Annotated in this window: 24 protein-coding genes; 10 read left to right on the top strand and 14 right to left on the bottom strand. The window is 71.5% G+C overall.

All coding sequences use genetic code 11. From position 1 onward, the window contains the following. Nucleotides 1-263: 263 nt before the first annotated feature. The 6 genes from FB474_RS20930 to FB474_RS02930 all read right to left on the bottom strand — a co-directional run bounded on the left by FB474_RS20930 (nt 264) and on the right by FB474_RS02930 (nt 7209). The gene (locus FB474_RS20930) at nt 264-683 is read right to left on the bottom strand and encodes a cytidine deaminase (RefSeq protein WP_281286287.1); all 420 of its coding nucleotides are present in this window, start codon (nt 681-683) and stop codon (nt 264-266) included. Next, nucleotides 683-1960, bottom strand: a complete 1278-nt coding sequence (locus FB474_RS20925; RefSeq protein WP_141787297.1) for an ABC transporter permease — start codon at nt 1958-1960, stop codon at nt 683-685. The genes FB474_RS20930 and FB474_RS20925 overlap by 1 nt, the downstream gene beginning before the upstream one ends. Beyond that, nucleotides 1957-3072 carry an ABC transporter permease gene (locus FB474_RS02945; protein ID WP_141787296.1) on the bottom strand — a complete coding sequence of 372 codons (1116 nt, stop codon included), beginning with the start codon at nt 3070-3072 and terminating at the stop codon, nt 1957-1959. The genes FB474_RS20925 and FB474_RS02945 overlap by 4 nt, the downstream gene beginning before the upstream one ends. Further along, entirely contained in the window at nt 3069-4655 is a 1587-nt protein-coding gene (locus FB474_RS02940) for an ABC transporter ATP-binding protein (protein ID WP_141787295.1), read from the bottom strand. The genes FB474_RS02945 and FB474_RS02940 overlap by 4 nt, the downstream gene beginning before the upstream one ends. A 109-nt stretch (nt 4656-4764) precedes the next feature. Further along, nucleotides 4765-5799: a BMP family lipoprotein gene (locus FB474_RS02935; protein WP_246092283.1), complete on the bottom strand. Its 1035-nt coding sequence runs from the start codon at nt 5797-5799 to the stop codon at nt 4765-4767. A 195-nt stretch (nt 5800-5994) separates the two neighbouring features. Continuing rightward, on the bottom strand, nt 5995-7209 hold the full coding sequence (locus FB474_RS02930) for an amidohydrolase (RefSeq protein ID WP_141787294.1): 1215 nt from the start codon (nt 7207-7209) through the stop codon (nt 5995-5997). Between the two features lie 207 nt (nt 7210-7416). Between FB474_RS02930 and FB474_RS02925 the strand changes: the two genes are divergently transcribed. Both FB474_RS02925 and FB474_RS02920 read left to right on the top strand, forming a co-directional pair. Then, complete coding sequence (locus FB474_RS02925) at nt 7417-7848, top strand: GNAT family N-acetyltransferase (protein WP_141787293.1); 432 nt, start codon at nt 7417-7419, stop codon at nt 7846-7848. 59 nt (nt 7849-7907) lie between these two features. Continuing rightward, a complete protein-coding gene (locus tag FB474_RS02920) occupies nt 7908-9146 on the top strand; it encodes a hypothetical protein (RefSeq protein WP_141787292.1) in 1239 nt (412 codons plus the stop codon). A 158-nt stretch (nt 9147-9304) separates the two neighbouring features. On the opposite strand, the gene FB474_RS02915 is transcribed toward FB474_RS02920, so the two are convergent. The 3 genes from FB474_RS02915 to FB474_RS02905 form a co-directional block, all read right to left on the bottom strand. Next, nucleotides 9305-9664, bottom strand: coding sequence for a GNAT family N-acetyltransferase (locus FB474_RS02915; protein WP_342778089.1), 360 nt, complete (start codon nt 9662-9664; stop codon nt 9305-9307). After that, the gene (locus FB474_RS02910) at nt 9664-11256 is read right to left on the bottom strand and encodes an acyl-CoA mutase large subunit family protein (protein ID WP_141787291.1); all 1593 of its coding nucleotides are present in this window, start codon (nt 11254-11256) and stop codon (nt 9664-9666) included. Before FB474_RS02910 ends, FB474_RS02915 begins: the two co-directional genes overlap by 1 nt. A 62-nt stretch (nt 11257-11318) precedes the next feature. After that, nucleotides 11319-12398 (bottom strand): quinone-dependent dihydroorotate dehydrogenase, encoded by a 1080-nt coding sequence (locus FB474_RS02905; protein ID WP_221632415.1) that lies wholly within the window; start codon nt 12396-12398, stop codon nt 11319-11321. Nucleotides 12399-12621: 223 nt separating this feature from the next. On the opposite strand from FB474_RS02905, the gene FB474_RS02900 reads away from it, so the two are divergent. After that, nucleotides 12622-13350, top strand: a complete 729-nt coding sequence (locus FB474_RS02900) for a tyrosine-protein phosphatase (protein WP_185746011.1) — start codon at nt 12622-12624, stop codon at nt 13348-13350. 63 nt (nt 13351-13413) lie between these two features. Here FB474_RS02900 and FB474_RS02895 read toward each other — a convergent pair whose 3' ends face one another. Beyond that, a complete protein-coding gene (locus FB474_RS02895) occupies nt 13414-14517 on the bottom strand; it encodes a mannose-1-phosphate guanylyltransferase (protein ID WP_141787289.1) in 1104 nt (367 codons plus the stop codon). A 40-nt stretch (nt 14518-14557) separates the two neighbouring features. On the opposite strand from FB474_RS02895, the gene FB474_RS02890 reads away from it, so the two are divergent. From FB474_RS02890 to FB474_RS02860, 7 genes are all read left to right on the top strand, one after another. Continuing rightward, nucleotides 14558-15352, top strand: coding sequence for a methyltransferase (locus tag FB474_RS02890; protein ID WP_185746010.1), 795 nt, complete (start codon nt 14558-14560; stop codon nt 15350-15352). A 103-nt stretch (nt 15353-15455) separates the two neighbouring features. After that, nucleotides 15456-16631: a glycosyltransferase family 4 protein gene (locus FB474_RS02885; RefSeq protein ID WP_141787287.1), complete on the top strand. Its 1176-nt coding sequence runs from the start codon at nt 15456-15458 to the stop codon at nt 16629-16631. 150 nt (nt 16632-16781) lie between these two features. After that, a complete protein-coding gene (sdhC, locus tag FB474_RS02880; protein ID WP_141787286.1) occupies nt 16782-17156 on the top strand; it encodes a succinate dehydrogenase, cytochrome b556 subunit in 375 nt (124 codons plus the stop codon). A gap of 50 nt (nt 17157-17206) precedes the next feature. Next, a complete protein-coding gene (locus tag FB474_RS02875) occupies nt 17207-17647 on the top strand; it encodes a succinate dehydrogenase hydrophobic membrane anchor subunit (protein WP_141789765.1) in 441 nt (146 codons plus the stop codon). A gap of 9 nt (nt 17648-17656) precedes the next feature. Continuing rightward, nucleotides 17657-19432 carry a succinate dehydrogenase flavoprotein subunit gene (gene sdhA / locus FB474_RS02870; protein WP_141787285.1) on the top strand — a complete coding sequence of 592 codons (1776 nt, stop codon included), beginning with the start codon at nt 17657-17659 and terminating at the stop codon, nt 19430-19432. After that, nucleotides 19432-20196, top strand: a complete 765-nt coding sequence (locus tag FB474_RS02865; protein ID WP_141787284.1) for a succinate dehydrogenase iron-sulfur subunit — start codon at nt 19432-19434, stop codon at nt 20194-20196. Before sdhA ends, FB474_RS02865 begins: the two co-directional genes overlap by 1 nt. Before the next feature lie 51 nt (nt 20197-20247). Further along, the gene (locus FB474_RS02860; RefSeq protein ID WP_141787283.1) at nt 20248-21438 is read left to right on the top strand and encodes a D-alanyl-D-alanine carboxypeptidase family protein; all 1191 of its coding nucleotides are present in this window, start codon (nt 20248-20250) and stop codon (nt 21436-21438) included. A 271-nt stretch (nt 21439-21709) separates the two neighbouring features. Here FB474_RS02860 and FB474_RS02855 read toward each other — a convergent pair whose 3' ends face one another. The 4 genes from FB474_RS02855 to FB474_RS02840 are packed head-to-tail and all read right to left on the bottom strand — an operon-like array spanning nt 21710 to nt 26514. Further along, nucleotides 21710-22747, bottom strand: coding sequence for a YihY/virulence factor BrkB family protein (locus FB474_RS02855; RefSeq protein WP_141787282.1), 1038 nt, complete (start codon nt 22745-22747; stop codon nt 21710-21712). Further along, entirely contained in the window at nt 22744-23289 is a 546-nt protein-coding gene (locus FB474_RS02850) for a 2'-5' RNA ligase family protein (RefSeq protein WP_141787281.1), read from the bottom strand. The genes FB474_RS02855 and FB474_RS02850 overlap by 4 nt, the downstream gene beginning before the upstream one ends. 14 nt (nt 23290-23303) lie before the next feature. After that, nucleotides 23304-24344 carry a tryptophan--tRNA ligase gene (trpS, locus tag FB474_RS02845; protein ID WP_141787280.1) on the bottom strand — a complete coding sequence of 347 codons (1041 nt, stop codon included), beginning with the start codon at nt 24342-24344 and terminating at the stop codon, nt 23304-23306. Between the two features lie 4 nt (nt 24345-24348). Beyond that, entirely contained in the window at nt 24349-26514 is a 2166-nt protein-coding gene (locus tag FB474_RS02840; protein ID WP_342778088.1) for an alpha-galactosidase, read from the bottom strand. Between the last annotated feature and the right edge of the window lie 130 nt (nt 26515-26644).

Genomic DNA, 26644 nt, shown 5'->3' with positions numbered 1-26644 from the left:
GCTGTTGTGGCATCAACGAGGGCTCCCCCATGAGCAGCTTCAGAACCGACGTGATGACAGCCAGGGAACTTCCCACCCCGGGCGCGCTCAGCGGCGACGCGAGCAGATCGTGGCATGTCGCTCACAAACCCGTCCGGAGTTTGGTCAATTTCCTTCGCTGTGCTAGCTGCGTGTTCCTGCAACGCAGTTCGCAAGCGCGACGGGGCGGTCCCAGGTGAGGGACCGCCCCGTCGGGGGTGTCGTGCCGGTCGCCCGGCGCCGGTTCAGTGGCGCAGGGACTCCGCGCCGAACGCCTGCGGCAGCACCTCGCGCATGCTCTGGACGCCGGCCGGGGTCATCAGCAGGCACTCGGGCCCGCCGTTCTCCCACAGCAGCTGCCGGCACCGGCCGCAGGGCATCAGCGGCTCGCCCTCGCCGTTGACGCACGCCACGGCCACGAGGCGGCCGCCACCGGTGAGGTGCAGCTGGGAGACCATGCCGCACTCGGCGCACAGGCCCACGCCGTAGGCGGCGTTCTCGACGTTGCACCCCACGACGACCCGGCCGTCGTCGACGAGGCCGGCCACGCCGACGGGGAAGTGCGAGTACGGAGCGTAGGCCAGGCGCATCGCCTCGGTGGCCTGCTGCTGCAGGGCCGCCCAGTCGACGCCGTCGCCGGCAGCCGGGGCTGAGGGCTCGGCCACTAGTGGCCCTCGCCCTTGCGGTACGGCTGCCCGTCCGCGGCCGGCATACGCAGTCGCTGCGAGGCGAAGGCGAGCACGAGCAGCGTGGCGACGTAGGGGGTCATACCGGTGATCTCGTCGGGCACGGTGTTGGACAGGACGAACCACAGGGCAACCACCGCGGCGGTGCCGAGGGCGATGATGCCCTGGACCACGGCGTGCTTGCGCCAGATCTGCCACACACCGACCGCGGCGATGAGCACCGCGAGCAGCAGCAGCATGGCGTGGACGGTGGTGCCGCCGCCGCGCAGCTGCACCGCGTCGGTGTAGCCGAACAGCGCGGCGCCGCTGACCAGGCCGCCGGGGCGCCAGTTGCCGAAGATCATCGCGGCGAGACCGATGTAACCGCGTCCGCCGGTCTGCCCGTCGCGGTAGATGTTGGCCGCGACGAGGGCGAGGTAGCCACCACCGAGGCCGGCCAGGCCACCGGAGACCAGCACCGCCAGGAACTTGTAGCGGTAGACGTTGACGCCCAGGGTCTCGGCGGCCACCGGGCTCTCACCGCAGGAGCGCAGCCGCAGGCCGAACGCCGTCTTCCACAGGATCCACCAGGTCGCCACCACCAGCAGGACCGCGATGATCGTCACGACCGACAGGTCGGTGATGACCGAGCGCACCACGCCGGCCAGGTCGGAGACGAAGAAGATGTGCTTCTGCTCCAGCGTGCCCAGCCCGGAGGACGCCCCCGGGACGGTGACGGAGGGCAGGTCCGCGACCGGCGGCGACTGGGTCGGGCCACCGCCGGCGGCACCGGTGAAGACGCGCGCGGCGAGGTACTTCGCGACGCCGAGGCCGATGATGTTGACCGCCACGCCGGAGACGATGTGGTCGACGCCGAACACCACGGTGGCCAGCGCGTGGATCGCGCCACCGACGACACCCATCAGCACGGCGCCGAACAGGCCGGCCCACGGGCCCCAGTGCCAGCCGAAGAAGCCGGCGCCCCAGGTGCCGAGGATCATCATGCCCTCGAGGCCGATGTTGACCACGCCGGCGCGCTCGCTCCACAGACCGCCCAGACCGGCCATGCCGATCGGGACGGCCAGGCCGATCGCGGCGGCCAGGGCACCGGAGGAGGCCAGGTCGTTGGCGCCGGTGACCACCCGCAGGATCGAGATGACGGCGACGGCGGCGAGGAAGATGCCGACCACGGTCGGCGCACTGATCCGGCGGCGGGTGCCCTTGGGAGGCGTCTCCGGCAGGACCTCGGACGAGACGTGCAGTCCGGCCGCGCTCATGCCGGGGCTCCTTCGGGGGTCGGGGCGGTCGTAGTCTCCGACAGCTCACGGGCGACCCTGCGCTGCTCCATGCGCAGGCCGGTGCGGCGCACCACCTCGTAGGCGATGACGACGGCGAGGACGATGACGCCCTGGATGATGTAGACGATCTGCGAGCTGACGTTCGCGGTGATCTGCAGGCCGTTGCTCTGCTGCTCGAGGTAGGACCACAGCAGCGCGCCGAACGCGACACCGATCGGGTTGTTGCGGCCGAGCAGCGCGATGGCGATGCCGGCGAAGCCCAGCCCCGGCTGGAACGTCGTGCCGTAGGAGAAGTCCTGGCCGAACAGCAGCGGCATGCCGACCAGGCCGGCGATGGCGCCCGAGATGAGCATGGCCGTCAGGACCATGCGCTTGACGTTGACGCCGCTGGCGACAGCGGCCGACTCGGAGCGGCCGGTGGCGCGCAGGTCGTAGCCGAAGCGGGTCTTGTTGAGCACCAGCCAGTAGAGGAAGCCGATGAGGATCGAGACCAGGATCAGCGTGTAGATCTTGTTGGGCGTGCCCGGGATGAGCCCGAAGCCGCCGAGCTGGGAGTCCGCCGGGATCGTCTTGGTGTTGGTGACGTTGCTGCCGGAGGTCGACTTGGCGACCTTGCCCAGCAGGAAGGACACCAGCGCCGTGGCGATCGCGTTGAGCATGATCGTCGAGATGACCTCGGAGACACCACGGGTCACCTTGAGCCAGCCGGCGATGCCGGCCCAGAACGCGCCGGCGACCATGGCGATCACCAGCGAGACGAGGACGTTGAGCGGGCCCGGGAGCCAGCCCTGGCCGGCGAAGACCGCCGCGGCGAACGCCGCCACGCGGTACTGCCCGTCGACGCCGATGTTGAACAGGTTCATCCGGAAGCCCACCGCCACGGCGATGGCCGACAGGTAGTAGACAGCAGCGCTGTTGATGATCGCGACCACCAGGCGCGGCTTCGGCGGCGTGAGCAGCTGGGTCCACACGGCACCCACCGGGTCCTTGGCCGCCAGCAGCACGATCGAGGTGACGACGAACGCCACGAGGATCGCCAGCACCGGGGCGGCCACGGCCAGCCCCAGCTTTCGCAGGTCGAGGGCCTTCATCGGGGCTCACCTTCCGTCGCGGTCTCGGTATGCCGTGCCCCTGCGCCGGTCATCGCGGCGCCGAGGTCCTCGGCGGTGACGTTGTCGGGGTCGAACTCGCCCGACAGCTGGCCACGCAGGATGACCCGGATGGTGTCGGACAGGCCGATCAGCTCATCGAGGTCGGCGGAGATCAGCAGCACGGCCAGGCCCTCGCGACGGGCGTCGCGGATGTGGTCCCAGATCGCCGCCTGCGCGCCGACGTCGACGCCACGGGTGGGGTGGGCGGCGATGAGCACCCGCGGGTGGTGGCTCATCTCGCGCCCGATGATCAGCTTCTGCTGGTTGCCACCGGACAGCGAGGCGGCGGTGACGAAGATCGAGGGGGTGCGCACGTCGTACTCGCGCACGATGCGCTCGGTGTCGGCCTTGGCGCCCTTGGCGTCGACCCACGGGCCCTTGACGTTGGGGTCCTCGGTCTGGTGGCCGAGCATGCGGTTCTCCCACAGCGGGGCGTCCAGCAGCAGGGCGTGCCGGTGCCGGTCCTCGGGGATGTAGCCGACGCCGGCCTCGCGGATCTGGCGGACGTCCCACTCGGTGATGTCCTTGCCCTCGAGCTCGACGGTGCCGGCGCTCGGCTCGCGCATGCCCATGATCGCCTCGACGAGCTCGGCCTGGCCGTTGCCCTCGACGCCGGCGATGCCGAGCACCTCTCCGGCGTGGATGGTCAGCGAGACGTCGTCGAGCACCGGGCGCTCCCCCGCACCGGGCATCGACAGGCCCCGGATGGTGAGGATCGGGCGGTCGGTGACCGTGGACTCCTCGGTGCTGGGCGTCGGCAGCTCGGAGCCGACCATCAGCTCGGCCAGCTGCCGGGCCGTGACCGCCTTGGGGTCGACCGTGGCGACGGTGGTGCCGCGCCGGATGACGGTGATGTCGTCGGCGACGGAGAGCACCTCGTCGAGCTTGTGCGAGATGAAGATGACGGTCAGGCCCTCGGACTTGAGCTCGCGCAGGTTGTCGAACAGCTCGTCGACCTCCTGGGGCACCAGGACCGCGGTCGGCTCGTCGAGGATCAGCGTCTTGGCGCCGCGGTAGAGCACCTTGAGGATCTCGACGCGCTGGCGCTTGCCGACACCGAGGTCGGCCACCATGTCGTCGGCGTGCACGTCGAGGCCGTAGTCGCTGGAGATCTGCTCGATCCGCGCGCGGGCCTTGTCGCCGATGCCGTACATCTTCTCGGCGCCGAGGACGACGTTCTCGAGGACGGTCAGGTTGTCGGCCAGCATGAAGTGCTGGAACACCATGCCGATGCCGGCCTCGATGGCGTCGGACGGGCTGTGCAGGTGCACCTCCCGGCCGTCCACGGTGATGGTGCCCTCGTCCGGGCGCTGCACGCCGTAGAGGATCTTCATCAGGGTGGACTTGCCCGCGCCGTTCTCACCGACGATGGCGTGGACCGTGCCGCGACGGACGGTGATCTCGATGTCCTTGTTCGCGACGACGCCGGGGAAGCGCTTGGTGATGCCCCGGAGCTCAACGGCCGGGGCTTGCGAGCTCCCGGTGCCGACCTGCGCGATGGCGGAGTCGGTGATGGTGCACACTCCTCGATCTGGCTCGCCTCATTGCGAGCGTCCTGCTGGCCAAGGCAACGCAAAGGCCCGGGTGGAAACGCTACCGCGCCCACCCGGGCCCCGCGTCAACCCCTCAGGGTCACGGCTTGGTCGGAACCTGGATCTTGCCGTCGATGATCTGCTGCTTGTAGGCGTCCAGCTTGGCCTTGATGTCGTTGACCAGACCACCGGTGGTGGCGTAGTCGACGCCGCCGGCCTTGAGGTCGAAGACCTTGTTGCCGGACTGGAACTTGTTGTCCTTCACGTCGGTGATGAAGGAGTAGACGGCGACGTCGACCTTCTTGATCATCGAGGTGAGGATGACGCTGCGGACGTCGGCCGGGGCGGTGAGGGCCTGGTCGGAGTCGACACCGATGGCCAGCTTGCCCGCGGCCTTGGCGGCGGAGAAGACGCCGCCACCGGAGCCACCGGCCGCGTGGTAGACCACGTCGGCGCCGTTCTGGTACATGCCCTCGGCCGCGGTCTTGCCCTTGGCCGGGTCACCGAAGCCGGAGAAGTCCGGCGGCTGCGAGAGGTACTTGACCTGGACCTTGATGTTCGGGTTGACCGCCTTGGCGCCGGCGACGTAGCCCGCCTCGAACTTCTTGATCAGGTCGACGTTGACGCCACCGACGAAGCCGATGTTGCCCGTCTTGGACTTCAGGGCGGCGGCTGCACCGACGAGGTAGGAGCCCTCCTGCTCGGCGAAGGTGAGGTTCTCGATGTTGGCGCCGGTGGCGTCCGTCGAGTCCACGATCGCGAACTTCACGTCGGGGTTGGCCTTGGCGATCTTGGCCACGGCCGGGGCGTAGGCGAAGCCGACGGCGACGACGTTGTTGTAGCCGGCGTCGATGAGCTGCTGGAGGCGCTCCTCGCGGGCCGACTCGGGCTCGCCCTGGGTGGCCTCGGCCTCCTTGGCGTCGATGCCGAGGTCCTTCTTGGCCTTGTCGAGGCCGGCGGCGGCGGCGTCGTTGAACGACTGGTCGCCACGGCCACCCACGTCGTAGGCCATGCCGATCTTGACCTTCGCGGCGCCACCGCTCGACGAGGCACCGCTCGTGGAGGTGTTGCTGCTGTTGCCGCAGGCGGCAAGAGCCACCGCTGCGACCGACATGGCGGCCGCGACCTTGATCACCCGACGCAAGGGGTACTCCTTCTGGATATCTGTGGTTGCTCCGGGGAGGCACGGCAGCGGGCGGTTTGGCCCGTCCCGTCCGCCGTTCCGCGGAGCCGGTCACGCCCCGAGGCGCGAGTCGCGGCGACTCTATCCCCAGCCCGACGGTGGTGTCTGCCAACTCCCCGAGCCGGTGTCCCAACTGTTACGTCACCGCTATATGGCGCTCCGGGCGCCCCTGACCAGCGGGGACGCCAGGGCCGCCCCGGCGAGCAGCGCCGCCCCCACCGGGATGGCGCCCTCGTCGACGACCAGGTCGCCCTGGTGCAGGTCGTAGGTGGGACCGCCGGGGGTGCGGGTGCCCAGCCGGGCCATCGCCCCGGGCACGGTCTGCAGGTACCACGCGAAGTCCTCGCCGCCGAGCGACTGCCGGGTGCCGGTGACCGCGTCGGGGCCGATGAGCGCCAGCGCCGCCGACTCCAGCGCGGCGACCGAGGGCCCGTCGTTGACCAGCGGCGGCACGCCGCGCACGTGCTCGAGGTGGGCGGACACGCCATACGGGGAGACCACGTTGCGGACCGTCTCCTCGATGAGCGGGCCGACCTCCTCCCACACGGCCGCGTCGAGCATGCGCAGGGTGCCGCTGACCATGCCGGTGGACGGGATGACGTTCTGGGCGACCCCGGCGTGGACCGCGCCCCACACCAGCGCGACGCCGGCGCGGGGGTCGACCCGCCGGGACAGCACCGCGGGGACGTCGGTGAGCACCTTGCCCAGGGCGTAGGTGAGGTCCTGGGTCAGGTGCGGGCGGGAGGTGTGCCCGCCCCGGCCGGACAAGGTCACGGTGACCGAGTCGGCCGCCGCGGTGATCGGGCCCTCCAGCAGTCCGACCTGGCCCAGGTCGATGGTCGGGTCGCAGTGCAGGCCGAGGATGCGGTTGACACCCTCGAGCCCGCCCTGGGCGACCACGTCGTGGGCCCCGCCGGGCATGACCTCCTCGGCCGGCTGGAACAGCAGGCGCACGGCCAGGCCGCGGGCCTCGAGCTGGCGCTCCAGCCCCTTGAGGACCAGGCCGGCACCGACGACGGCGGCGACATGCACGTCGTGGCCGCAGGCGTGGCAGACCCCTTCGGTGCGCGAGGCCCAGGGCAGCCCGGTCACCTCCATCAGCGGCAGCGCGTCGAGGTCGGCGCGCAGCGCCACCCGGTATGCCGCGTCGACCGGGCCGATGTCGGCCACCAGGCCGGTGCCGGCCAGGGGCCGCACCCGCAGCCCGGCCCGGGACATCGCCTCGGCCACGACCGAGGTCGTGCGGGTCTCCTTGCCGGACAGCTCGGGATGGGCGTGCAGGTCCCGGCGCAGCGCGACGAGGTCACCGCCGAGGCGCTTCACGGCGGCGGTGACCTGGTCGTGCACGGGTGACTGGCTCACAGGCTCAGCAGCCTAGCGGCGCCGACCCTACCCACGGTCCCGCCTCCGCCGCCTCGAGCCACGGGCCCTTAACCAGATCATCGGCGAAACGGCCCGAGGATCCCCCACCTGACTGATCCGGCAACCTGAACGGGCAGTGGCGAACCCCCGCATGCCCAGCCAGTTCAGGTTCGGGCCGGGAACCTCAACACCCACTACGCTCCCGGCATGCCGCAGGTTCGCACAGCACATTCTCATGACCTCGAGCCCATCTTGAAGATGTACCGCAACGAGTTGAGCCGAGAACCTCACGCGGACCGCGTTGCTGCGCAGCTCGCAACCTTTCCCTCCGCAGTCGCGGAGGACGGCGGCTCCTTGGTCGGCTTCTGCTACACGGTCAACTTCGCCCCCGATGTGCTCGAGCTGGCCAACATCGTTGTTGCCGAAAACCGCCGGAATGAGGGACTCGGCGGCATCCTGCTACAGCACGTGGAAAGCCAGGCTGCACAGACCTTTGCTGGGATCATCTTGGTAAATAGCGACCTGTACCCGCAGGGGAAAACCGTGAAGCGACCCGCCACGGACTTCTACCACAAGCACGGCTACCGGATCCTGACTGCAACGGCCGGCACCCGGATCTTCTTCAAGGACCTCAAGTGACCGGGTGCGAGTCAAGGCTGCATCTAGTGCAGTCCGATCAACGACACGAGCTTCCCCTCGTGTTGTCGCAAGGCCAGCCCCTCGGCGCGGCAGTGATTGACAAAGACGGCGGCGTTGGCCTGCCTGGATATCTCCGGAAGAGCAGTTGCACCAGCGTCGTGGATCGCTATCTGTGTCCTGTGCCGACTGCGCACCACGCCGTGGAGAAGGTACGCGAGACCTTGCGGGACCACGCCACCCTTCGGCTGGTTGGAGAGCCGGCCTGGATGGAGATCCCCGGTGAGGTCGCAGGCGAGCCTGTCGTCGTGTTTCTTCTCAGCCGCGAGCAGCGCGTGCGGGCCCGCCGCTTCCTGTTGGCGGAACCAGTGGGGACATTGAGCATGGCCAACGGACAAAGAGTTCACGCCGAACACCGAACCAAGCCCTACCGTAAGATTCCGCTCTCGTGGACAGACGGCATGGACGGTCGAGCGGCCGATGGAACCGAATACTTCCAAACCATTGATTCCTCGTCGTTCAACGACGTCTTGGACAACCCTCATTCTTACTTTGTGATTCTTAACAGCCTTGCGGCCAAAATTCACAACACCGGGTGGGTCAAGGTGAGTAATCGGATGGGTGTCGACGGGGCGGAACAGGACCCAATCACATCCTTCGCCGTGCGAACGGCTTTCGCGGACAGAATCGGGCCACGCGAGGTCGCTCTCGACGAGACTGTCTCCGTAGCCATTGGAATGCGCGAGGGGGAACTGGTTCACATCGAGTCGATCGACCCGAAGGTCGGAACGCTCCGCCGTCGCGCGTTCTCGTTTCGCCACACGATTGTCCGTGTCGTCGGGGCGACCACCATGGACATGGAGAAGCCCGTCGTCCGCCTGCCCGCCGGCGTACTGGACATCTTGGGGGTGGCCTCGGGCTCCCGGGTAATCGTGGAAGCACTGTCTCGCGAAAATGACCAGATCCGACGCGTCTCCGCACGCGTCTTGGAGGAGCGCGAGCAGCGTCAACCTCGCCTAGGAGGGGTCTTTGACGTGCTTGATATGACAGGGAGCGTTGATTTACCGGCCATCGCGATGGATCTTTCCATGCGCAATCGCCTCGGAATCCATCGCGGCGATCCAGTCTATGTGCGCCCCGAGTTCGCCACAGTGTTCTTCGAAGAGTTCGCCACAGTATCCTTCGCCCTTCTTGCAGCGGCGGTAGGAGCTTACGCCGCAAGTGCTCAGCTACTGGCTGGCGTGCTAGTCGCCGTCTATGTGGGCCTAAGCGGAATTGGAATGTGGCGAAAGTTTCGGTAGCAACCGGAGAAAGCAACCGCGCCTTAACGATTGGCTGTCACCTGTAGGCCCGGATCTCCGAAGACATCAAGTCAGGGCGAGCTTGAAACCCGTGTGGCTGGCCTCGAAGCCGAGCCGCTCGTAGAACCGGTGCTCGTCGGTGCGCGAGGCGTTGGAGGTCAGCTGCAGCACGCGCAGCCGAGCTCGCGGGACTGGCCGACCGCCCACTCGAGCAGCCGGGTGCCCAGGCCGCTGCCCCGCTGGCTCGTCGCCACGCGCACCGCCTCGACCTGGGCGCGGGTCGTGCCGCGGTGCGACAGGCCGGGGATGACGGTCAGCTGGAGGGTCCCGACGACCTCGCCGTCCGCGTCGGCGACCATGAGCCACTGGTTCGGGTCGGCCGCGATCGCCGCGAACGCCCGCAGGTATGCCGGGTCGCCGGGCTGCTCGCGCCCGGCACCGAGGACGTCGTCGGCCAGCAGGTCGACCATGGCGGGCACGTCGTCGGCGGTCGCCCGCCGGATCGTGGCCTCCCCCATCAGAAGGTCTCGCGCGGGACGTACAGGCCCCACACGTCACGCAGCGCGTGGCTGACCTCGCCGCCGGTCGCGCGCAGCTTGAGCGCCTCGCGCATCGGGAACAGCACGTTGTCCGAGCCCCGCGCCGCGGTGCGCAGGTCGTCGAGCGCGCGCTCGACGGCGTCGTTGTCGCGCTCCTTGCGCAGCGTCGCGAGCCGCTCGCACTGGTCGACCTCGATCTGGGGGTCGACCCGCAGCGGCTCGTAGGGCTCCTCCTCGTCCAGGGTGTACTTGTTGACCCCGACGACGGTGCGCTCCTTGTTGTCGATCTCCAGGGCTACCCGGTAGGCCGAGCGCTCGATCTCCGACTTCTGGAAGCCCTGCTCGATCGCGGCGACCGCCCCGCCCTTGTCCTCGACCGCCTGGATCAGCTCCAGCGCCGCGCCCTCGAGGTCGTCGGTCATCGACTCCACGACGTAGCTGCCGGCGAAGGGGTCGACCGTCTTGGTCACGTCGGTCTCGAACGCGATGACCTGCTGCGTGCGCAGGGCGAGCCGCGCCGCCTTCTGGGTGGGCAGGGCGATGGCCTCGTCATACGAGTTGGTGTGCAGGCTCTGCGTGCCGCCGAGCACGGCGCCCAGGCCCTGCAGCGCCACCCGGACGAGGTTGACCTCCGGCTGCTGCGCGGTCAGCTGCACGCCCGCGGTCTGGGTGTGGAAGCGCAGCATCATCGACTTGGGGTTCTTGGCGCCGAACTCCTCCTTCATGATCCGCGCCCAGATGCGACGGGCCGCGCGGAACTTCGCGACCTCCTCCAGCAGCGTGGTGCGGGCGACGAAGAAGAAGGACAGGCGCGGGGCGAAGTCGTCGACGTCCAGCCCGGCGGCGATCGCGGTGCGGACGTACTCCTTGGCGTTGGCCAGGGTGAAGGCGATCTCCTGCGCGGGCGTCGCCCCGGCCTCGGCCATGTGGTAGCCGGAGATGGAGATCGTGTTCCAGCGCGGGATCTCCCGGTGGCAGTAGGCGAAGATGTCGCTGATCAGGCGCAGCGACTCCTTCGGCGGGTAGATGTAGGTGCCGCGGGCGATGTACTCCTTGAGCACGTCGTTCTGGATCGTGCCGGTGAGCTGGTTGCCGGCGATCCCCTGCTCGGCCGCCACCAGCTGGTACATCAGCAGCAGCGTCGAGGCGGGGGCGTTGATCGTCATCGACGTGCTGACCTTGTCCAGCGGCAGGTCGTGGAACAGCGTGCGCATGTCGTCGATCGAGTCGATCGCCACGCCGACCTTGCCGACCTCGCCGTGGGCGATGGCCTCGTCGGAGTCGTAGCCCATCTGGGTCGGCAGGTCGAAGGCCACGGACAGGCCGCCGGTGCCGGCGCTGACCAGCTGGTGGTAGCGCTCGTTGGACTCCCTGGCGGTGCCGAAGCCGGCGTACTGGCGCATCGTCCACGGCTTGCCGGTGTACATCGTCGGGTAGACGCCGCGGGTGAACGGGTACTGCCCCGGCGCGCCGAGCTTGCTCTCCGGGTCGAAGCCCTCGAGGTCGGCCTGGTCGTAGACCGGGGCGATCGGGAGGTCGGACTCGCTGCGCGCGGACGGGGTCTCTGCCATGGGCGTGAGCCTAGTGTTCACCGGCCCGCGACCGAACCGCCGGTGGCCGATCTCACGCGGCCTCAGCCGCGTCGGGCGTCCATCGCGTTGAGCTCGTCGACCAGGGCCGGGCCGGCGTAGATGTAGCCGGAGTAGACCTGCAGCAGGCTCGCCCCGGCGTCGAGCATCGCGGCGCCGTCGGCGGCCGTCATGATGCCGCCGACCCCGATGACCGGCAGGTCGGTGTGCCGGGTGATGTAGCCGACGACCTCGCGGGCACGGGCCGTCAGCGGCGCCCCGGACAGCCCGCCGGCCTCGCGGGCCAGGTGGATGTCGCGCAGCGCCACCCCGTCGCGGCTGAGCGTGGTGTTGGTGGCGATGACCGCGCGGACACCGGTGTCGGTGCAGACCTGCAGGGCCTCGTCGATGGCGCTGTCGGTCAGGTCGGGGGCGACCTTGACGAAGACGGGGGTCGGCTCCTGCCCGCGGGCGGCGGCGAGGGCGGCCGCCTCGGCGGTGATCGCGGTGAGCAGCTCGCGCAGCGGCCCGGCGTCCTGCAGCGAGCGCAGCCCCGGGGTGTTGGGGCTGGACACGTTGACCGCGACGTAGTCGGCCAGCCCGTCCAGCGCCCGCAGCGACGTGAGGTAGTCCTCGGTCGCCTCCTCCAGCGGGGTCACCTTGGTCTTGCCCAGCGACACCCCGATCGGTATGCCGGCCGGCCCGGCCGCGCGCAGCCGCGCCGCGAGCGCCGCCGCCCCCTCGTTGTTGAAGCCCATCCGGTTGACGATGGCCCGGGAGGCCTTGAGCCGGAACAGGCGCGGCCGGTCGTTGCCGGGCTGGGCGTGGGCGGTCACGGTGCCGAGCTCGGCGTGACCGAAGCCCATCGAGCCCCACGCCTTGACCCCGACGCCGTTCTTGTCGACCCCGGCGGCGAGGCCGACGACGCCGGGGAAGGTGATGCCGGCGACCGTGCGCGGGCGGCGCTCTCCCCCGGTCAGCAGCCGGAGCACCCGCAGCGCCGCGGGGTGCTCGCCCAGCCGCTCGACCGCGTCGAGGGTGGCGTGGTGGGCGGTCTCGGCGTCGCCACCGCCGAGGCGGAAGAGCCCCGGCCGCAACAGGTGCCGGTAGCCGAGGTCCATCACTGCCGCGCGCGCCGAGTCCATGGCCGCGACCCTAGCGAGCCAGACCTCCCCCACCGAACACCGCTTGGCCCGCGTCCGGAGCTCTCCGCGGCCCCGAAACGCGGGCCAACGCGTGTCCGGTCGCCAGGGTTCGGCCGGCCCGGCGCGCTGTGCCGAGGTTCGCGTGGCTCTGCCGAGGTTGCAGCCGCGGCAGAGCGCCCCCAACCTCGGCAGAGCCGGGACGTGCCCCGCTAGGTTGGCCGCCATGGGGGTTCGGGACCTGGACTGGAGCGGCTGCGTCAACGCCCGGGACGTCGGTGGCCTGCCGGTCACCGGGGGTGGCCGGGTCCGCGCCGGCGCCCTGCTGTGCACCGACACCCTCGACCGTCTCGACGCCCGCGGCCGGGCCGCCTTCGCCGACCACGCGGTCGCCCGCATCGTCGACCTGCGCTCACCCCGGGAGATCGGTGCGGAGCACCCGTTCGCCGGCCACCCGGCATACCGGCTGGTGCCCTGGATCGACGAGGACCGCGACCACGAGCGGGACGCGGAGGCCGAGGTCGACGTGCACGTTCTCTACCGCGGCAGCCTCGACCGCAACGTCGTGCGGGTCGGCGAGGCGGTGCGGACCGTCGCCGCGGGGCTCGAGGACGGCGCGGTCGTCGTGCACTGCCACGCCGGCAAGGACCGGACCGGCCTGCTCGTGGGCCTGCTCCTCGACCTGGTCGGGGTGCCGCGCGAGGTGGTCGCGGACGACTACGCGCACAGCGGCGAGCGGCTCGGCGTCGAGGCGATGATCGAGGAGCTGGCACCGGGCTCGGCCGAGCGGGCGGACGCCGAGCGGGCCTGGCGCACCCCGGCTTCGGCCATGCACGGGGCGCTGGAGCACGTCGACCGCGCGCACGGCGGGACCCGGGCCTACCTGAGCTCGTGCGGCGTGCCCGGCTCCGTGCTGGACCGGGTCGCGGAGCTGCTGGTCGAGCCGGCTCAGTAGTAATCGGTCATCAGCTCGCTGGCCCACTGCGGCTGGGTGGTCGACCGGATCGGGTCGTGCCCGTCAGGTCAGGTCGGTGCGGCCGGACTCCTTGAGCCGGTCCACCAGGGCCTTGACCTCCTGCGCACGGGCGCGGGTGGTGACCAGCAGGGCGTCGGGCGTGTCGACGACGACGACGTCGTCGAGGCCGAGGACGGCGACCGTGCGCCCGGTCCCGGAGACCACCAGGCCCGAGGCGTCGTGCAGCAGCACGTCCTCCACCGCGGTCCCCAGGACCTTGAGGTCGTCGCCGGCGCTGGGCAGCAGCCCGGCCAGGGAGGCGAAGTCGCCCACGTCGTCCCAGCCGAAGTCGCCGGGGATCACCGCGACCTTCCCGTCACGGGCCGCCGGCTCGGCCAGGGCGTGGTCGATCGCGATCTTCGTCAGCGTCGGCCAGACGTCGGCCAGCCGACTCGGGTCGGCGGCGATGGCCCGCAGCCCCTCGGCCAGGCCCGGCTGGTAGTCCGCCAGCAGGTCCAGCAGCACCGAGGCCCGGACGACGAACATGCCCGCGTTCCAGCGGTACTCACCGGTCGCCAGGTATGCCGTGGCCGTCGCCTCGTCCGGCTTCTCCACGAACGAGCGCACCGACAGCGCCCGCGGCGCCCCCTCGACGGCCAGCGGCTCCCCGGCCTGGATGTAGCCGAACCCGGTCGCCGGGTGGGTCGGCTCGATGCCGATGGTGACGACCTTGCCAGCGCGGGCCACGGCGACCGCCTCCGCGACGCAGGCGGCGAACCGGTCCTCGCCGGTGATGACGTGGTCGGCGGCGAACGAGGCGACCACCGCATCGGGGTCGCGCCGTTCGAGCAGCGCCGCGGCCAGGCCGATCGCGGCGGCGGAGTCGCGCGGCGAGGGCTCGGCCAGCAGCGAGTCGTAGGGCAGGTCGGGCAGCTGGGCGGCCACGGCGTCGCGGTGGGCGACGCCGGTGACCACGACGATGTTGGTGCCGCACAGCGGGGCCAGCCGGTCCCACGTGGCCTGGAGCAGCGAGCGCCCCGAGCCGGTCAGGTCGTGCAGGAACTTCGGCGAGGAGGCCCGCGACAGCGGCCAGAGGCGGGTCCCGGCACCCCCGGCGGGGATCACGGCATACAAGCCCTCGATGGTCGGCCCCGCCTCGGAAGTCATGGCGCAGAACCTAGCCGACCGCTGTGGCATGCTCCGCGCCATGCCCGCGAGCACTGACACGGACCCAGCCGTCTTCGACCAGCACCTGGCCTCGTGGCGGGAGTGGCAGGCCAGCCCGTGGGGCCGGCTGCGGTATGCCGTGGTCGGGCACGTGCTCGACACGCACCTCGCGTCGATGGGGACGGGGCTGCGGGTGCTCGACCTCGGCGGAGGGGACGGCACCGAGTCGCTGCGGCTGGCGGCGCTCGGCCACGACGTCACCCTCGTGGACCCGAGCGAGGGGATGCTCGGCGTCGCGCGGGCGCAGGCCGACGCGGCGGGACTCGCCGACCGGGTCGTCACGGTCCACGCCGGCGTGGACGACCTCGCCCGGCTCGGGCTCGGCAGCTTCGACGTCGTGCTGTTCCACTTCGTCATCCACTACCTGGCCGACCCCGCGGCTGCCGTCGCGGCAGCGGCAGGGCACGTCGGCCCGGGCGGATTCCTCTCGCTGATGGCCCCGAACCCCGATGCCGACGTCCTGGTGCGGGTGCGCGACCTCGACCTGGCCGGCGCACGGGACCTGCTGGCCAGCGGCACCCGCGAGTCGGTGACGTTCGCCCACTCGATGACGCACGTCGGGGTGGAGCAGGCGCGGGCGATGCTGGGCGCAACGGCGCTGCAGGAGGTCGGCCACTACGGCCAGCGCGGGCTGATGAACATGGTCGCGAGCAACGAGCCCAAGCACGACCCCGAGTTCTACGCCGAGCTGGAGCGGCTGGAGATCGAGCTGTGCGGCACCACGCCGTACCGCGACATCGGCTCCTCCTGGCAGCTGGTCGCCCGCCGGCCCTGACCGCGGCGGCCCCGCGGCCGGAGCGCTCGGCGGTCACCACCTCGTCATTCGCCCCTCCCGGTGACGTCACCCGCAGATCACCGGGGCTCGCGACCGTGGTGGCGTGCGGATCGCGATCGTGACCGAGTCGTTCCTGCCGACCCTCAACGGGGTGACCACCAGCGTCTGCCGGGTGCTCGAGTGCCTGCGCGACGCCGGCCACGAGGCCGTCGTCATCGCGCCCCATCCGGCCCCGCCGACCTTCGCCGGCTTTCCCGTGCACACCGTGGCCAGCGTGCCGGTGCGGCAGTTCCCGGTCGGGCTGCCCACCGGGGAGGTCGAGGAGGTGCTGGCCGCGTTCGGGCCGGACGTGGTGCACGTGGCCAGCCCGTTCGTCGTCGGGGCCCGCGGCCTGGCCGCCGCGACCCGGCTGGGCCTGCCGGCGGTCGCGGTCTACCAGACCGACATGGCCTCCTACCTGCGCCAGCACGGCCGCGGCCCGGCCGGGCGGGCCGCCTCCCGGGCGGCGTGGCGCTGGATCCGGCGGATCCACGGGCAGGCCGGGCTGACCCTGGCGCCCTCCACCTCCGCCCTGCAGGACCTGCGCGACCACGGGGTGCCCCGGACCGCGCTCTGGGGACGCGGCGTCGACGCCGGCCTGTTCCACCCCGGTTGGCGGCAGGACGCCCGCACCCGTGCCCTGCGCCGGACCCTCGCCCCCGGCGGTGAGCTGCTGCTCGGCTACGTCGGGCGGCTCGCCCCGGAGAAGGAGCTCGACCGGCTCGCCGCGCTGGCTACCGTGCCCGGCACCCGCCTCGTCCTCGTCGGCGACGGTCCGTCACGAGAGCACCTCGGGGCATCCCTGGCCGAGGCGGTCGCCGCCAGCCCCGGTCGCCCCACCCTGCCGCCGGTCTTCCTCGGCCGGCGCGAGGGCGAGGAGCTGGCCCGGGCCTACGCCGCGCTCGACGTGTTCGTCCACACCGGCACCCGGGAGACCTTCGGCCAGACCCTGCAGGAGGCCGCCGCCAGCGGGCTCGCGGTCGTGGCCCCGGCCCGGGGCGGCCCGCTGGACCTGGTCGCCCACGGCCGGACCGGGCTGCTGTTCGACCCGGACGACCCCGGCGCCCTGGAGCGCCAGGTCCGGACGCTGATCGACCCCGCGCACGGGGCGGCGCTGCGCGCGGCCCTGGGGGACGCGGCATACCGGCAGGTGTCCTCCCGCTCCTGGCCGGCCCTGGTGGCCCAGCTGCTCGACCACTACGCCGCGGTCGCCGCCGGAGAGGGCGCGCGGGCCGCCTGAGGTGTCTGGTTCCTCACAACGGCGGCACCCGGGAACTCCGCGGGCCTGGGCGCTCACTAGCATTGGGGCGATCCGGACGGAGCCGTCCCCTGCCCACGCGCGCACGACGACGGCGGTCGTCCCAGCTTCCTCGCGTGAAAGGGACGCATCGTGCCCCAGGCAGCATCCGGGACGTTGTATCGCGGCCGTGAAGGCATGTGGTCGTGGGTCGCGCACCGCATCAGCGGCGTGCTGATCTTCTTCTTCCTCTTCGCCCACGTGCTCGACACCGCGCTGGTCCGGGTCTCCCCCGAGGCCTACAACTCGGTCATCGGCACCTACAAGAACCCGATCGTCGGGCTCGGTGAGCTCGGCCTCGTGGCCGCGGTGCTCTTCCACGCCTTCAACGGGATCCGCGTGATCCTCGTGGACTTCTGGTCCCGGGGCCCGAAGGTGCAGCGCCAGATGTTCTGGGCCGTCATCGCCATCTGGGTCGTCCTCTTCGTGCCGTTCGCGATCCGGCACCTGTCCCACGTCTTCGGCTGAAAGGGCTGGGCATCGTGAGCACTGCAACCCCGACCGACCGCGGTCCCAAGCTGACCGAGCTGACCAAGCGCTCGCCGTACAAGCGCCGCCTGCGCGGCCGCGGCAACTTCGAGCTGTGGTCCTGGATCTTCATGCGCGGCTCCGGCGTGCTGCTGCTGGTCCTCGTCCTCGGCCACCTGTTCGTCAACCTGGTCATGGGCCAGGGCATCAAGGCGATCGACTTCGCCTTCGTCGGCGGCAAGTGGTCGAGCCCGTTCTGGCAGGTATGGGACCTGCTCATGCTGTGGCTGGCCGAGATCCACGGCGTCAACGGCGTGCGGACCGTCATCAACGACTACACCGAGAAGGACTCGACCCGCCTCGTCCTGAAGAGCCTGCTCATCTTCAGCGCCGTGGTCGTCCTCGTGCTCGGCACGCTCGTCATCTTCACCTTCGACCCGTGCCCGACCGGTGCGGCGGCCGGTGACCTGCCCAGCTTCTGCGCCAAGTAAGGACAACTGATGCAGACCCACAAGTACGACGTCGTCATCGTCGGGGCTGGTGGCGCCGGCATGCGCGCCGCGCTCGAGTCCTCCTCGCGCGTGCGCACGGCGGTGCTGACCAAGCTCTACCCGACCCGCTCCCACACCGGCGCGGCCCAGGGCGGCATGTGCGCCGCCCTCGCCAACGTCGAGGAGGACAACTGGGAGTGGCACACCTTCGACACGGTCAAGGGCGGCGACTACCTCGTCGACCAGGACGCCGCGGAGATCATGTGCAAGGAGGCCATCGACGCGGTCATCGACCTCGAGAAGATGGGCCTGCCGTTCAACCGCACCCCCGAGGGCCGCATCGACCAGCGCCGCTTCGGTGGCCACACCCGCAACCACGGTGAGGCCGCGGTCCGCCGCTCCTGCTACGCCGCCGACCGCACCGGTCACATGATCCTGCAGACGCTCTACCAGAACTGCGTCAAGCAGGGCGTGGAGTTCTACAACGAGTTCTACGTCCTCGACCTGATCATGACCGAGGTCGACGGCGAGCAGCGCACCGCCGGCGTCGTGGCCTACGAGCTGGCCTCCGGCGAGATCCACGTCTTCCAGGCCAAGGCCGTCATCTTCGCCACCGGCGGCACCGGCAAGGTCTTCAAGACCACCTCCAACGCCCACACCCTCACCGGTGACGGCATGGGCGTGGCCTTCCGCCGGGGCCTGCCGCTGGAGGACATGGAGTTCTTCCAGTTCCACCCGACCGGCCTGGCCGGCCTGGGCATCCTGCTGTCCGAGGCCGCGCGCGGCGAGGGCGGCATCCTGCGCAACAGCGAGGGTGAGCGCTTCATGGAGCGCTACGCCCCCACCATCAAGGACCTCGCGCCGCGTGACATGGTCGCCCGCGCGATGGCCAACGAGGTGCGCGAGGGCCGCGGCTGCGGGCCGAACAAGGACTACGTCCTGCTCGACCTGACCCACCTCGAGCCGGCCGTCATCGACGCCAAGCTGCCCGACATCACCGAGTTCGCCCGCACCTACCTCGGCGTCGAGCCCTACACCGAGCCGGTGCCGGTCTACCCGACCGCGCACTACGCGATGGGTGGCGTGCCGACCAACGTCGAGGCCGAGGTGCTGCGCAACAACACCGACGTCGTCCCCGGCCTGTACGCCGCGGGTGAGGTCGCCTGCGTCAGCGTCCACGGCGCCAACCGCCTGGGCACCAACTCGCTGCTCGACATCAACGTGTTCGGCCGCCGCGCCGGCATCGCCGCCGCGGAGTTCGCCGCGACCGCCCCGTGGGTCGAGCTGCCCGAGGCTCCGGAGCTGCACACCACCTCGATGATCGAGGCGATCCGCTCCCGCGGCACCGGCGAGCGCGTGGCCGACCTGCGCAAGGCGCTGCAGGAGACCATGGACCGCAACGTCCAGGTGTTCCGCACCGAGGCCTCGATGAAGGAGGCCCTCGGGGTCATCGACGAGCTCAAGGAGCGCTACGCCAACGTCGTGGTCCAGGACAAGGGCAAGCGCTACAACACCGACCTGCTCGAGGCCGTCGAGCTCGGCTTCCTCATCGAGCTCGCCGAGGTCATCACGCTCGGCGCCCTGGCCCGCAAGGAGTCCCGCGGCGGTCACTTCCGCGAGGACTACGAGACCCGTGACGACGTGAACTTCATGCGTCACACGATGGCCTACCGTGCGCCGATCAACCCCGACGCCGAGGGTGAGCCCACCTTCGCCAACGAGGTCCGGATCGACTACAAGCCGGTGACCGTGACCCGCTACCAGCCGATGGAGCGTAAGTACTGATGACTGCTGTCGCCGAGAAGCCCGCGGGCGGGGCCGCCCCCGCCGGCGAGGTCCCTTCGTTCACCGTCACGCTGCGCATCCAGCGGTTCAACCCCGAGGTCGACACCGAGGCGCACTACGAGGAGTACCAGGTCCTCGCGCACGCCACGGACCGCGTCCTCGACGCGCTGCACCAGATCAAGTGGGAGCAGGACGGCTCGCTGAGCTTCCGCCGCTCCTGCGCCCACGGCGTGTGCGGCTCGGACGCGATGCGCATCAACGGCAAGAACCGGCTCGCCTGCAAGACGCTCATCAAGGACGTCAACCCGGACAAGCCGATCACCGTCGAGCCGATCAAGGGCCTTCCCGTGGAGAAGGACCTCATCGTCGACATGGAGCCGTTCTTCGACGCCTACCGCGAGGTCATGCCGTTCCTGGTGACCAACGGCAACGAGCCGACCAAGGAGCGCCTGCAGAGCCAGGCCGACAAGGACCGGTTCGACGACACGACCAAGTGCATCCTGTGCGCGGCCTGCACGACCAGCTGCCCGGTGTTCTGGACCGACGGGCAGTACTTCGGCCCGGCCGCCATCGTCAACGCCCACCGGTTCATCTTCGACAGCCGCGACGAGGCCGCCGAGCAGCGCCTGGAGATCCTCAACGACAAGGAGGGCGTGTGGCGCTGCCGCACGACCTTCAACTGCTCCGAGGCCTGCCCCCGAGGCATCCAGGTGACGCAGGCGATCCAGGAGGTCAAGCGCGCCCTCCTGACGCGCAAGTTCTAGTCCGCGCACCTCTCACCGCACCCGCTCGGGGACGACTACGGTATGCCGTTGATGTCACCCCTGCCTCGCACCGGACGCGCCCTCGCGGCGAGCATCCTGCTCGCCGCGACGGGCGCGTTCGGCGTCGGTGCCCCGGCGTCGGCGGTGACGGCCGCCGGCGGCACCCCGACCCCCTCGACGACCACGGCCCCGGCCTCCGCCTCCTCCCGGCCGGTGGTCGGCGGGGAGGCGCTCGGCCGACCCGGGGTCATCGTGGACCGCCCGGCCGGCGTGCCCGCCCCGCCGGCGATGCCGTGCGGCTCGTGGCTGGTCGCCGACATGACCACCGGCGAGGTCCTGGCGGCAAAGGCACCGCACGCCCGCTTCCTGCCCGCCAGCACGCTGAAGACGCTGGCCGCCCTGGCGCTCATCCCCCGGGTCCGCCCCGAGGCCATGGTCATGGCGAACCGGGAGGACGCCAACGCCGACGGGACCCGCGTCGGGATCATGCCGGGCACGGCATACCGGGCCAGCACGCTCTTCCAGGCGATGCTCATGGCGTCGGCCAACGACGCGGTCTACGCCCTCGCCTCGGCCAACGGCGGGCGCCCGCACACGGTCGGCCAGATGAACGCGACCGCCCGGCACCTCGGCGCGCTGGACACGTTCGCCGTCGACCCCAGCGGGCTGGACGGCCCGGGCGAGACCAGCAGCGCCTACGACCTCGCCCTCATCGGCCGGGCCGCGATGCAGCTGCCGGACTTCCGCACCTACGTCGCGACCAAGCACATCAAGTTCCCCGGCGGCAAGGACGCCCGGGGACGGGCGCGACCGGCATACGACATCCAGAACCACGACCGGCTGCTCTACAACTACCCCGGCGCGATCGGCATCAAGAACGGCTACACGATCGCCGCGAAGCAGACCTTCATCGGGGCGGCGACCCGGCACGGGCACACCTACCTCGTCACCCAGATGGCCGGCACCAACGGCAGCTGGCGGGTCACCGCGAAGCTGCTCGACTGGGCCTTCGCCTACGGCACGAGGGTCAAGCCGGTCGGCACCCTCGTCGAGCCCGGCGCCGTGGAGCGGAAGCTCTCGCAGGCCCGGTCCGGGCTGCAGGTGCGCACCCTGCTGGCCGGCTCCCCGGCGGACCTGGCCGCGCCGCCGCTGCGGCCCTGGGTCGGCGGGGTCGGCCTGCTCGGCGCGGTGGCCCTGGTGGGTGCGCTGGCGACCCGCGCGATCCGGCGGACACGACGCTGACGGGGTCCCCTGCAGCGTTGGTGTGAGGCCGAATCACCCTGCCTGCCGGGGATCTCGTCCTTTTGTCGGAGGCGGTGCGCGGCCGCCGACCGGCAGACTCGAGTCACGTCGACACCGGCCGATGCACGACGGCTCGGCCCCAGGACGGTGACGGCCCGGTCGGACCCCCTGCCCTCCGGGCCGTCACTCCTGTCCGGCCCCTTTGCGCAACTTAGTGCCGCTCTCGGGCCGGTTCTGGCTCGTTCCAGCGGCGCTAAGTTGCGCAAGGGGGTCAGGAGCGGACGAGGTCGCGCACGCCGCGAAGGCTCCGCCCGACCGCGCGCACCGCGATCGCCCCGGTCAGGCCCAGCACCGCGCCGGCGGCCAGCGTCGTGCGGTCGGCCGCGCGGGTGCCGAAGCTCGGCAGGGCGGGGTCACGCGGCGGCGGACCGGACTGCGGCCCGACGGGCTCGGCGGCCGGCTTGAGCGGGCCCACGTCGTTGGCCGCCCACGCCGCGGCGATGAGGATCACCCGGGCGATGAGGTTGAGCCAGAACAGCAGGCCGACGACGATGGCGATCGAGCCGTAGAGGGGGTTGCGGGTGGCGCGGGCGATGAGGAACGCGCCGAAGTACTTCATCACCGTGAACGCGATGCCGCCGACGACCGCACCGTCCCGCAGCCGGCGCCAGTCCACGTCGATGTCAGCCAGGACACGGAAGAGCAGCAGCATCAGCGTCGCGTCGATGGCCGCGCTGACGACGAGCCCGGCGCTGGTGACCAGCCAGCCCGCGTTGCCGAGGCCGAGGCGCTCGGCGGCCCAGCCGGCGGCCGCGCCGACGACCGCGGTGAGCACCGCGGAGAGGAACACGCCCAGCCCCAGGGTCGCCAGCACCCCGAGGTCGCGCAGCTTGCTCGTGACCGCGTTGCCGACGCTGCCGGTGACGCCGAAGACCGCCCGGATGCCCTCCCGCAGGCCGCCCAGCCAGCCCAGCCCGGCCAGGACCAGGCTGACGAACGCGACCACGCCGGTGATCGTCAGGGCGCCGGCGGCCGGTGCCTTGACCGGGATCGGGGCGTCAGGGTGCTGGGCGTCCTGGATGAACCCGGGGAGCATGGTGCCCAACGTCGACGTCACGTGGCCCAGCAGGTCGGGGCGCCCGCGCAGGACCAGGCCGAAGACGGTGAACGCCAGGGCGACCGCCGGGAAGACGGACAGGAACGCGAAGTAGCCCACCCCGCCGGCGAGGATGTTGCCGCGCACGTCGCTGTAGCGCTTCCAGGCCTTCCAGCCCCGCGTGGCCTTGGCCCGCACCAGCAGCTGCTTCACGGCATACCCCCGTCGTCGACGTGCTCCACCTGCCCATCAAATCCGAAGGTGCGCACCGGTCGCCACACGAGGTCCTCCCCGTGCTCGTAGAGGTGGAAGGCGTCCACGGTGAAGGTGCAGCGGTAGTCGGCGAGCTCGGCGAACGCGCGGTCCATGCTCGCCTCGTCGATGTGGTGGGCCACGGTGACGTGCGGGTGGTAGTTGAACTGCAGCTCCCGGTGCAGCGGGCCGCTGCGCACGGAGTGCTCGAGCTGCTCGCACTCGGCGATGCCCTCGGCCACCTGCACGAACACCACCGGGGAGACCGGCCGGAAGGTGCCGGTGCCGCGCAGCATCATCGTGAACGGGTCGCGCGCCACGGCCACCTTGGCCAGGTGGTCCTCGATCGCGTCCATGTCGCCCCCGTCGACCTCGGTCGGCGGCAGCAGCGTCACGTGCGTCGGGATCGAGTCCGCCATCGGGTCCCCGAAGGACGCCCGCAGCCGCTGCAGCTCCTCGCCGTAGGGGGCGGGGATGGCGATGGAGACGCCGATCGTCGGCACGGGAGCGTCCTCCCTCAGCGCTTGGTGGGCAGGAAGCCGACCCGGTCGTAGACCGTGGCCAAGGTGGCGTGGGCGACGTCGCGGGCCCGCTCGGCACCCTCGGCGAGGATCCGGTCCAGCTCGGCCGGGTCGGACAGGATCTCCAGGGTGCGCTCACGGAACGGCGCGGCGACGTCGACGACGACGTCGGCGACCTCCTTCTTGAGGTCGCCGTAGCCCTTGCCCTCGAAGTCGGCCTCGAGCTCGATGATGCTGCGGCCGGACAGGGCCGAGTGGATGCGCAGCAGGTTGGAGACGCCCGGCTTGGCCTCCTCGTCGAAGCGGACCTCGCGGCCGGTGTCGGTCACGGCGGAGCGGATCCGCTTGGCGATGACCTTGGGGTCCTCGAGCATGTCGATGACCCCCGCCTGGCTGGCCGAGGACTTGCTCATCTTGGACGAGGGGTCCTGCAGGTCCTGGATCTTGGCCGTCGCCTTGACGATGTGCGGCTCGGGCACGGTGAACGTCTGGCCGTAGCGGCGGTTGAACCGCTGGGCCAGGTCGCGGGTCAGCTCGAGGTGCTGGCGCTGGTCCTCACCGACCGGCACCTGGTCGGCGGCGTAGAGCAGGATGTCGGCGGCCATGAGCACCGGGTAGGTGAACAGCCCCACCGTCGTGCCCTCGGCGCCGTGCTTGCCGGACTTGTCCTTGAACTGCGTCATCCGGCTGGCCTCGCCGAAGCCGGTCATGCACGAGAGCACCCAGGCCAGCTCGGCGTGCTCGTGCAGGTGGCTCTGCACGAAGACGGTGGAGCGGCCGGGGTCGACCCCGCCGGCGAGGTACTGCGCCGCGGTCCGGCGGGTGCGCTCGCGCAGCTTCGCCGGGTCGACCTCGACGGTGATCGCGTGCAGGTCCACGACGCAGTAGAACGCGTCGTGGGAGTCCTGCAGCCGGACCCACTGCACCAGCGCCCCGAGGTAGTTGCCCAGGTGCAGCGAGTCGTGCGTGGGCTGCATGCCGGACAGGATGCGGGGCAGGCGCGAGGTGGGGGCGTCGGGCGCGGGCATGCGGGACATTGTGTCAGGTCAGGTGCAGCAGGCACCCCTGGGCCGGGGCCAGCACGGGCATCGGCAGTCCGACGTCGGTCAGCAGCGCGCCGCTGACCTCCAGCCCTCCGGAGGTGGCCGCCGACCACCAGTCGGGAGCGGCGGCCTGGACCGTCGCGGGCTCACCGAGCTCGGTGCGCACCCGCACCCGGTATGCGCGGTCGCGGTCCAGGCCGGGCAGCGGCACCAGCCCGGGGGTCGCCGCCGGCCCGGTCTCCAGGCTCAGCACCTGGAACACCGCCTCGCCCCGGTCGGGCGCCACCGTCCCCTGCACCACCAGGGAGTCGTCGGGCAGGTCCGCACGCACCGGGTCGCCGCTGTGCAGCAGCGGCCGCAGCTCGCGGTACAGCCCTGCCCAGGCGGCGAGCACCTGCCGCTCCTGCGCGTCGCAGGTGGTGAGGTCCCACTCCAGGCCGGCGTGGCCCTGCAGTGCCACCAGCGCCCGGAAGGACAGGTCCAGGTGCCGGTGGGTGGTGTGGGCGCGCGGCGGACCGATGTGGCTGCCCATCCGCTCCGGCGGCACGAGCAGCCCGGTCCAGCGCTGGATGCGGGCCCGCTCGAGCGCGTCGTTGCAGTCGCTGGTCCAGACCCGGTCGGTGCGGGCGAGCACGCCGAGGTCGACCCGGGCGCCGCCGCTGGCGCAGGACTCGACCTCCAGGCGCGGGTGCCGGCGGCGCAGCTCGTCCAGGACGGCGTAGAGGGCCGAGGTCTGGGCGTGGGTGGCCGGCCGGTCCGCCCGGTCCCCGTCGCGGCGCACCGACTCCATCAGGTCGCGGTTGTGGTCCCACTTGACGAAGTCGATGGCGTACTCCCCCACCAGCGCGCTGACCCGCTCGAGCACGTAGCCCGCCGCGGCAGGGTTGGCCAGGTCGAGCACCTGCTGGTGGCGCCACTCCCGCGGGTGCCCGGCCGCCGGGCAGAGGACCCAGTCGGGGTGCTCGCGCACCAGGTCGGAGTCGAGGTTGACCATCTCCGGCTCGAACCACAGCCCGAACTCCATGCCCAGGCCGTGCACGTGCTCCACCAGCGGCCCGAGGCCCTGGGGCCACACCTCCGGCGAGACCCACCAGTCGCCGAGCCCGGCCCGGTCGTGCCGGCGTCCGCCGAACCAGCCGTCGTCGAGCACGAACCGCTCGACCCCCACCTGTGCGGCGAGGTCTGCGAGCGCGGTCAGGTGGGCCAGGTCGGTCTCGAAGTAGACCGCCTCCCAGGTGTTCAGCACCAGCGGACGAGCGGTACGCCGGTAGCCCGGCTGCGCGCGCTGGCTGCGGTACAGCCTGCGGCTGAGCCCGTCCAGGCCATCGGTGCTGTGCACGAACACCACCTCGGGGGCGGTGTAGGCCTCCCCCGGCGCCAGGCGCACCTCGCCCGGCTCGAGCAGCTCGCCGCCGCCGAGCACCGCCCGGTGCATGCCGGCGCCCTCGGGCAGCCGCTCGACGAGGTGCTCGTGGTTGCCGCTCCACGCCACGTGGGTGGCCCAGACCTCGCCGTGGCCGAAGCCGAAACCCTGTGTGCCGACGGCCAGCAGGAGCGTGGCGTCGTGCCCGGTGCGCCCGCGGCGAGAGGCCCGAAGGTGGGTGCCGTCGCCGAGCACCGACCGCTGCGGCGAGCGCTCCCGGCACCACCGGCCGGTCAGGTCGAGCACCTCGCTCGCCCGGACCGGCAGCGGCAGCAACGCGCGCAGGGCGGCGACGTCGAGCTCCGCGTCGATGGCGCCGGTGTTGGTCGCCGACCCGGACACCCGCAGCACCCCGTGGACATCGAGGCGCCAGGCCAGCGAGACCCGCATGCCTGAAGCCGCGTCCTCACCGGTCACGACGAGCTCGCGCTCCGAGGCCTGGTCCACGCTCGCCACCCACCGGGGGGCGGCCGTGCCGCCGGCGCGGTGTCCGGCGAAGCCGGGCGTGCCGAGCCACCCGTCCGCCGGCGAGGGCAGCACGGTCAGCGGCCAGGACTCGTCCAGCGCGCTGTGCGGGACCGGGCCGGACGCCAGCAGCGGCAGCTGGGCCACGGCGTCGTCGGGCAGGTCCGCGCCCCAGTGGAGGACGCGCGGCATACCGGCGGTGCTGCTGTCCACGACCAGCGCCGTGCCGGCGGCGCGCAGGACGTGCAGGTGCGGGGTCACCACCACGGCGCTCACCGCGGCGCCCTCGCGGTGCGGACCAGGTCTCGGGACACGACGGCAGGTCGGTCGGGGGCACACATGGGCGTCAGTGTGGCAGGCGGAGTGGAGCGCCGGCGGGTCCGCCCGGGGGCCGGGTGGCTCCCGC

The sequence above is a fragment of the Oryzihumus leptocrescens genome (assembly GCF_006716205.1).
Lineage (GTDB): Bacteria > Actinomycetota > Actinomycetes > Actinomycetales > Dermatophilaceae > Oryzihumus > Oryzihumus leptocrescens.
This window is presented reverse-complemented; position numbering and strand designations above follow the sequence as displayed.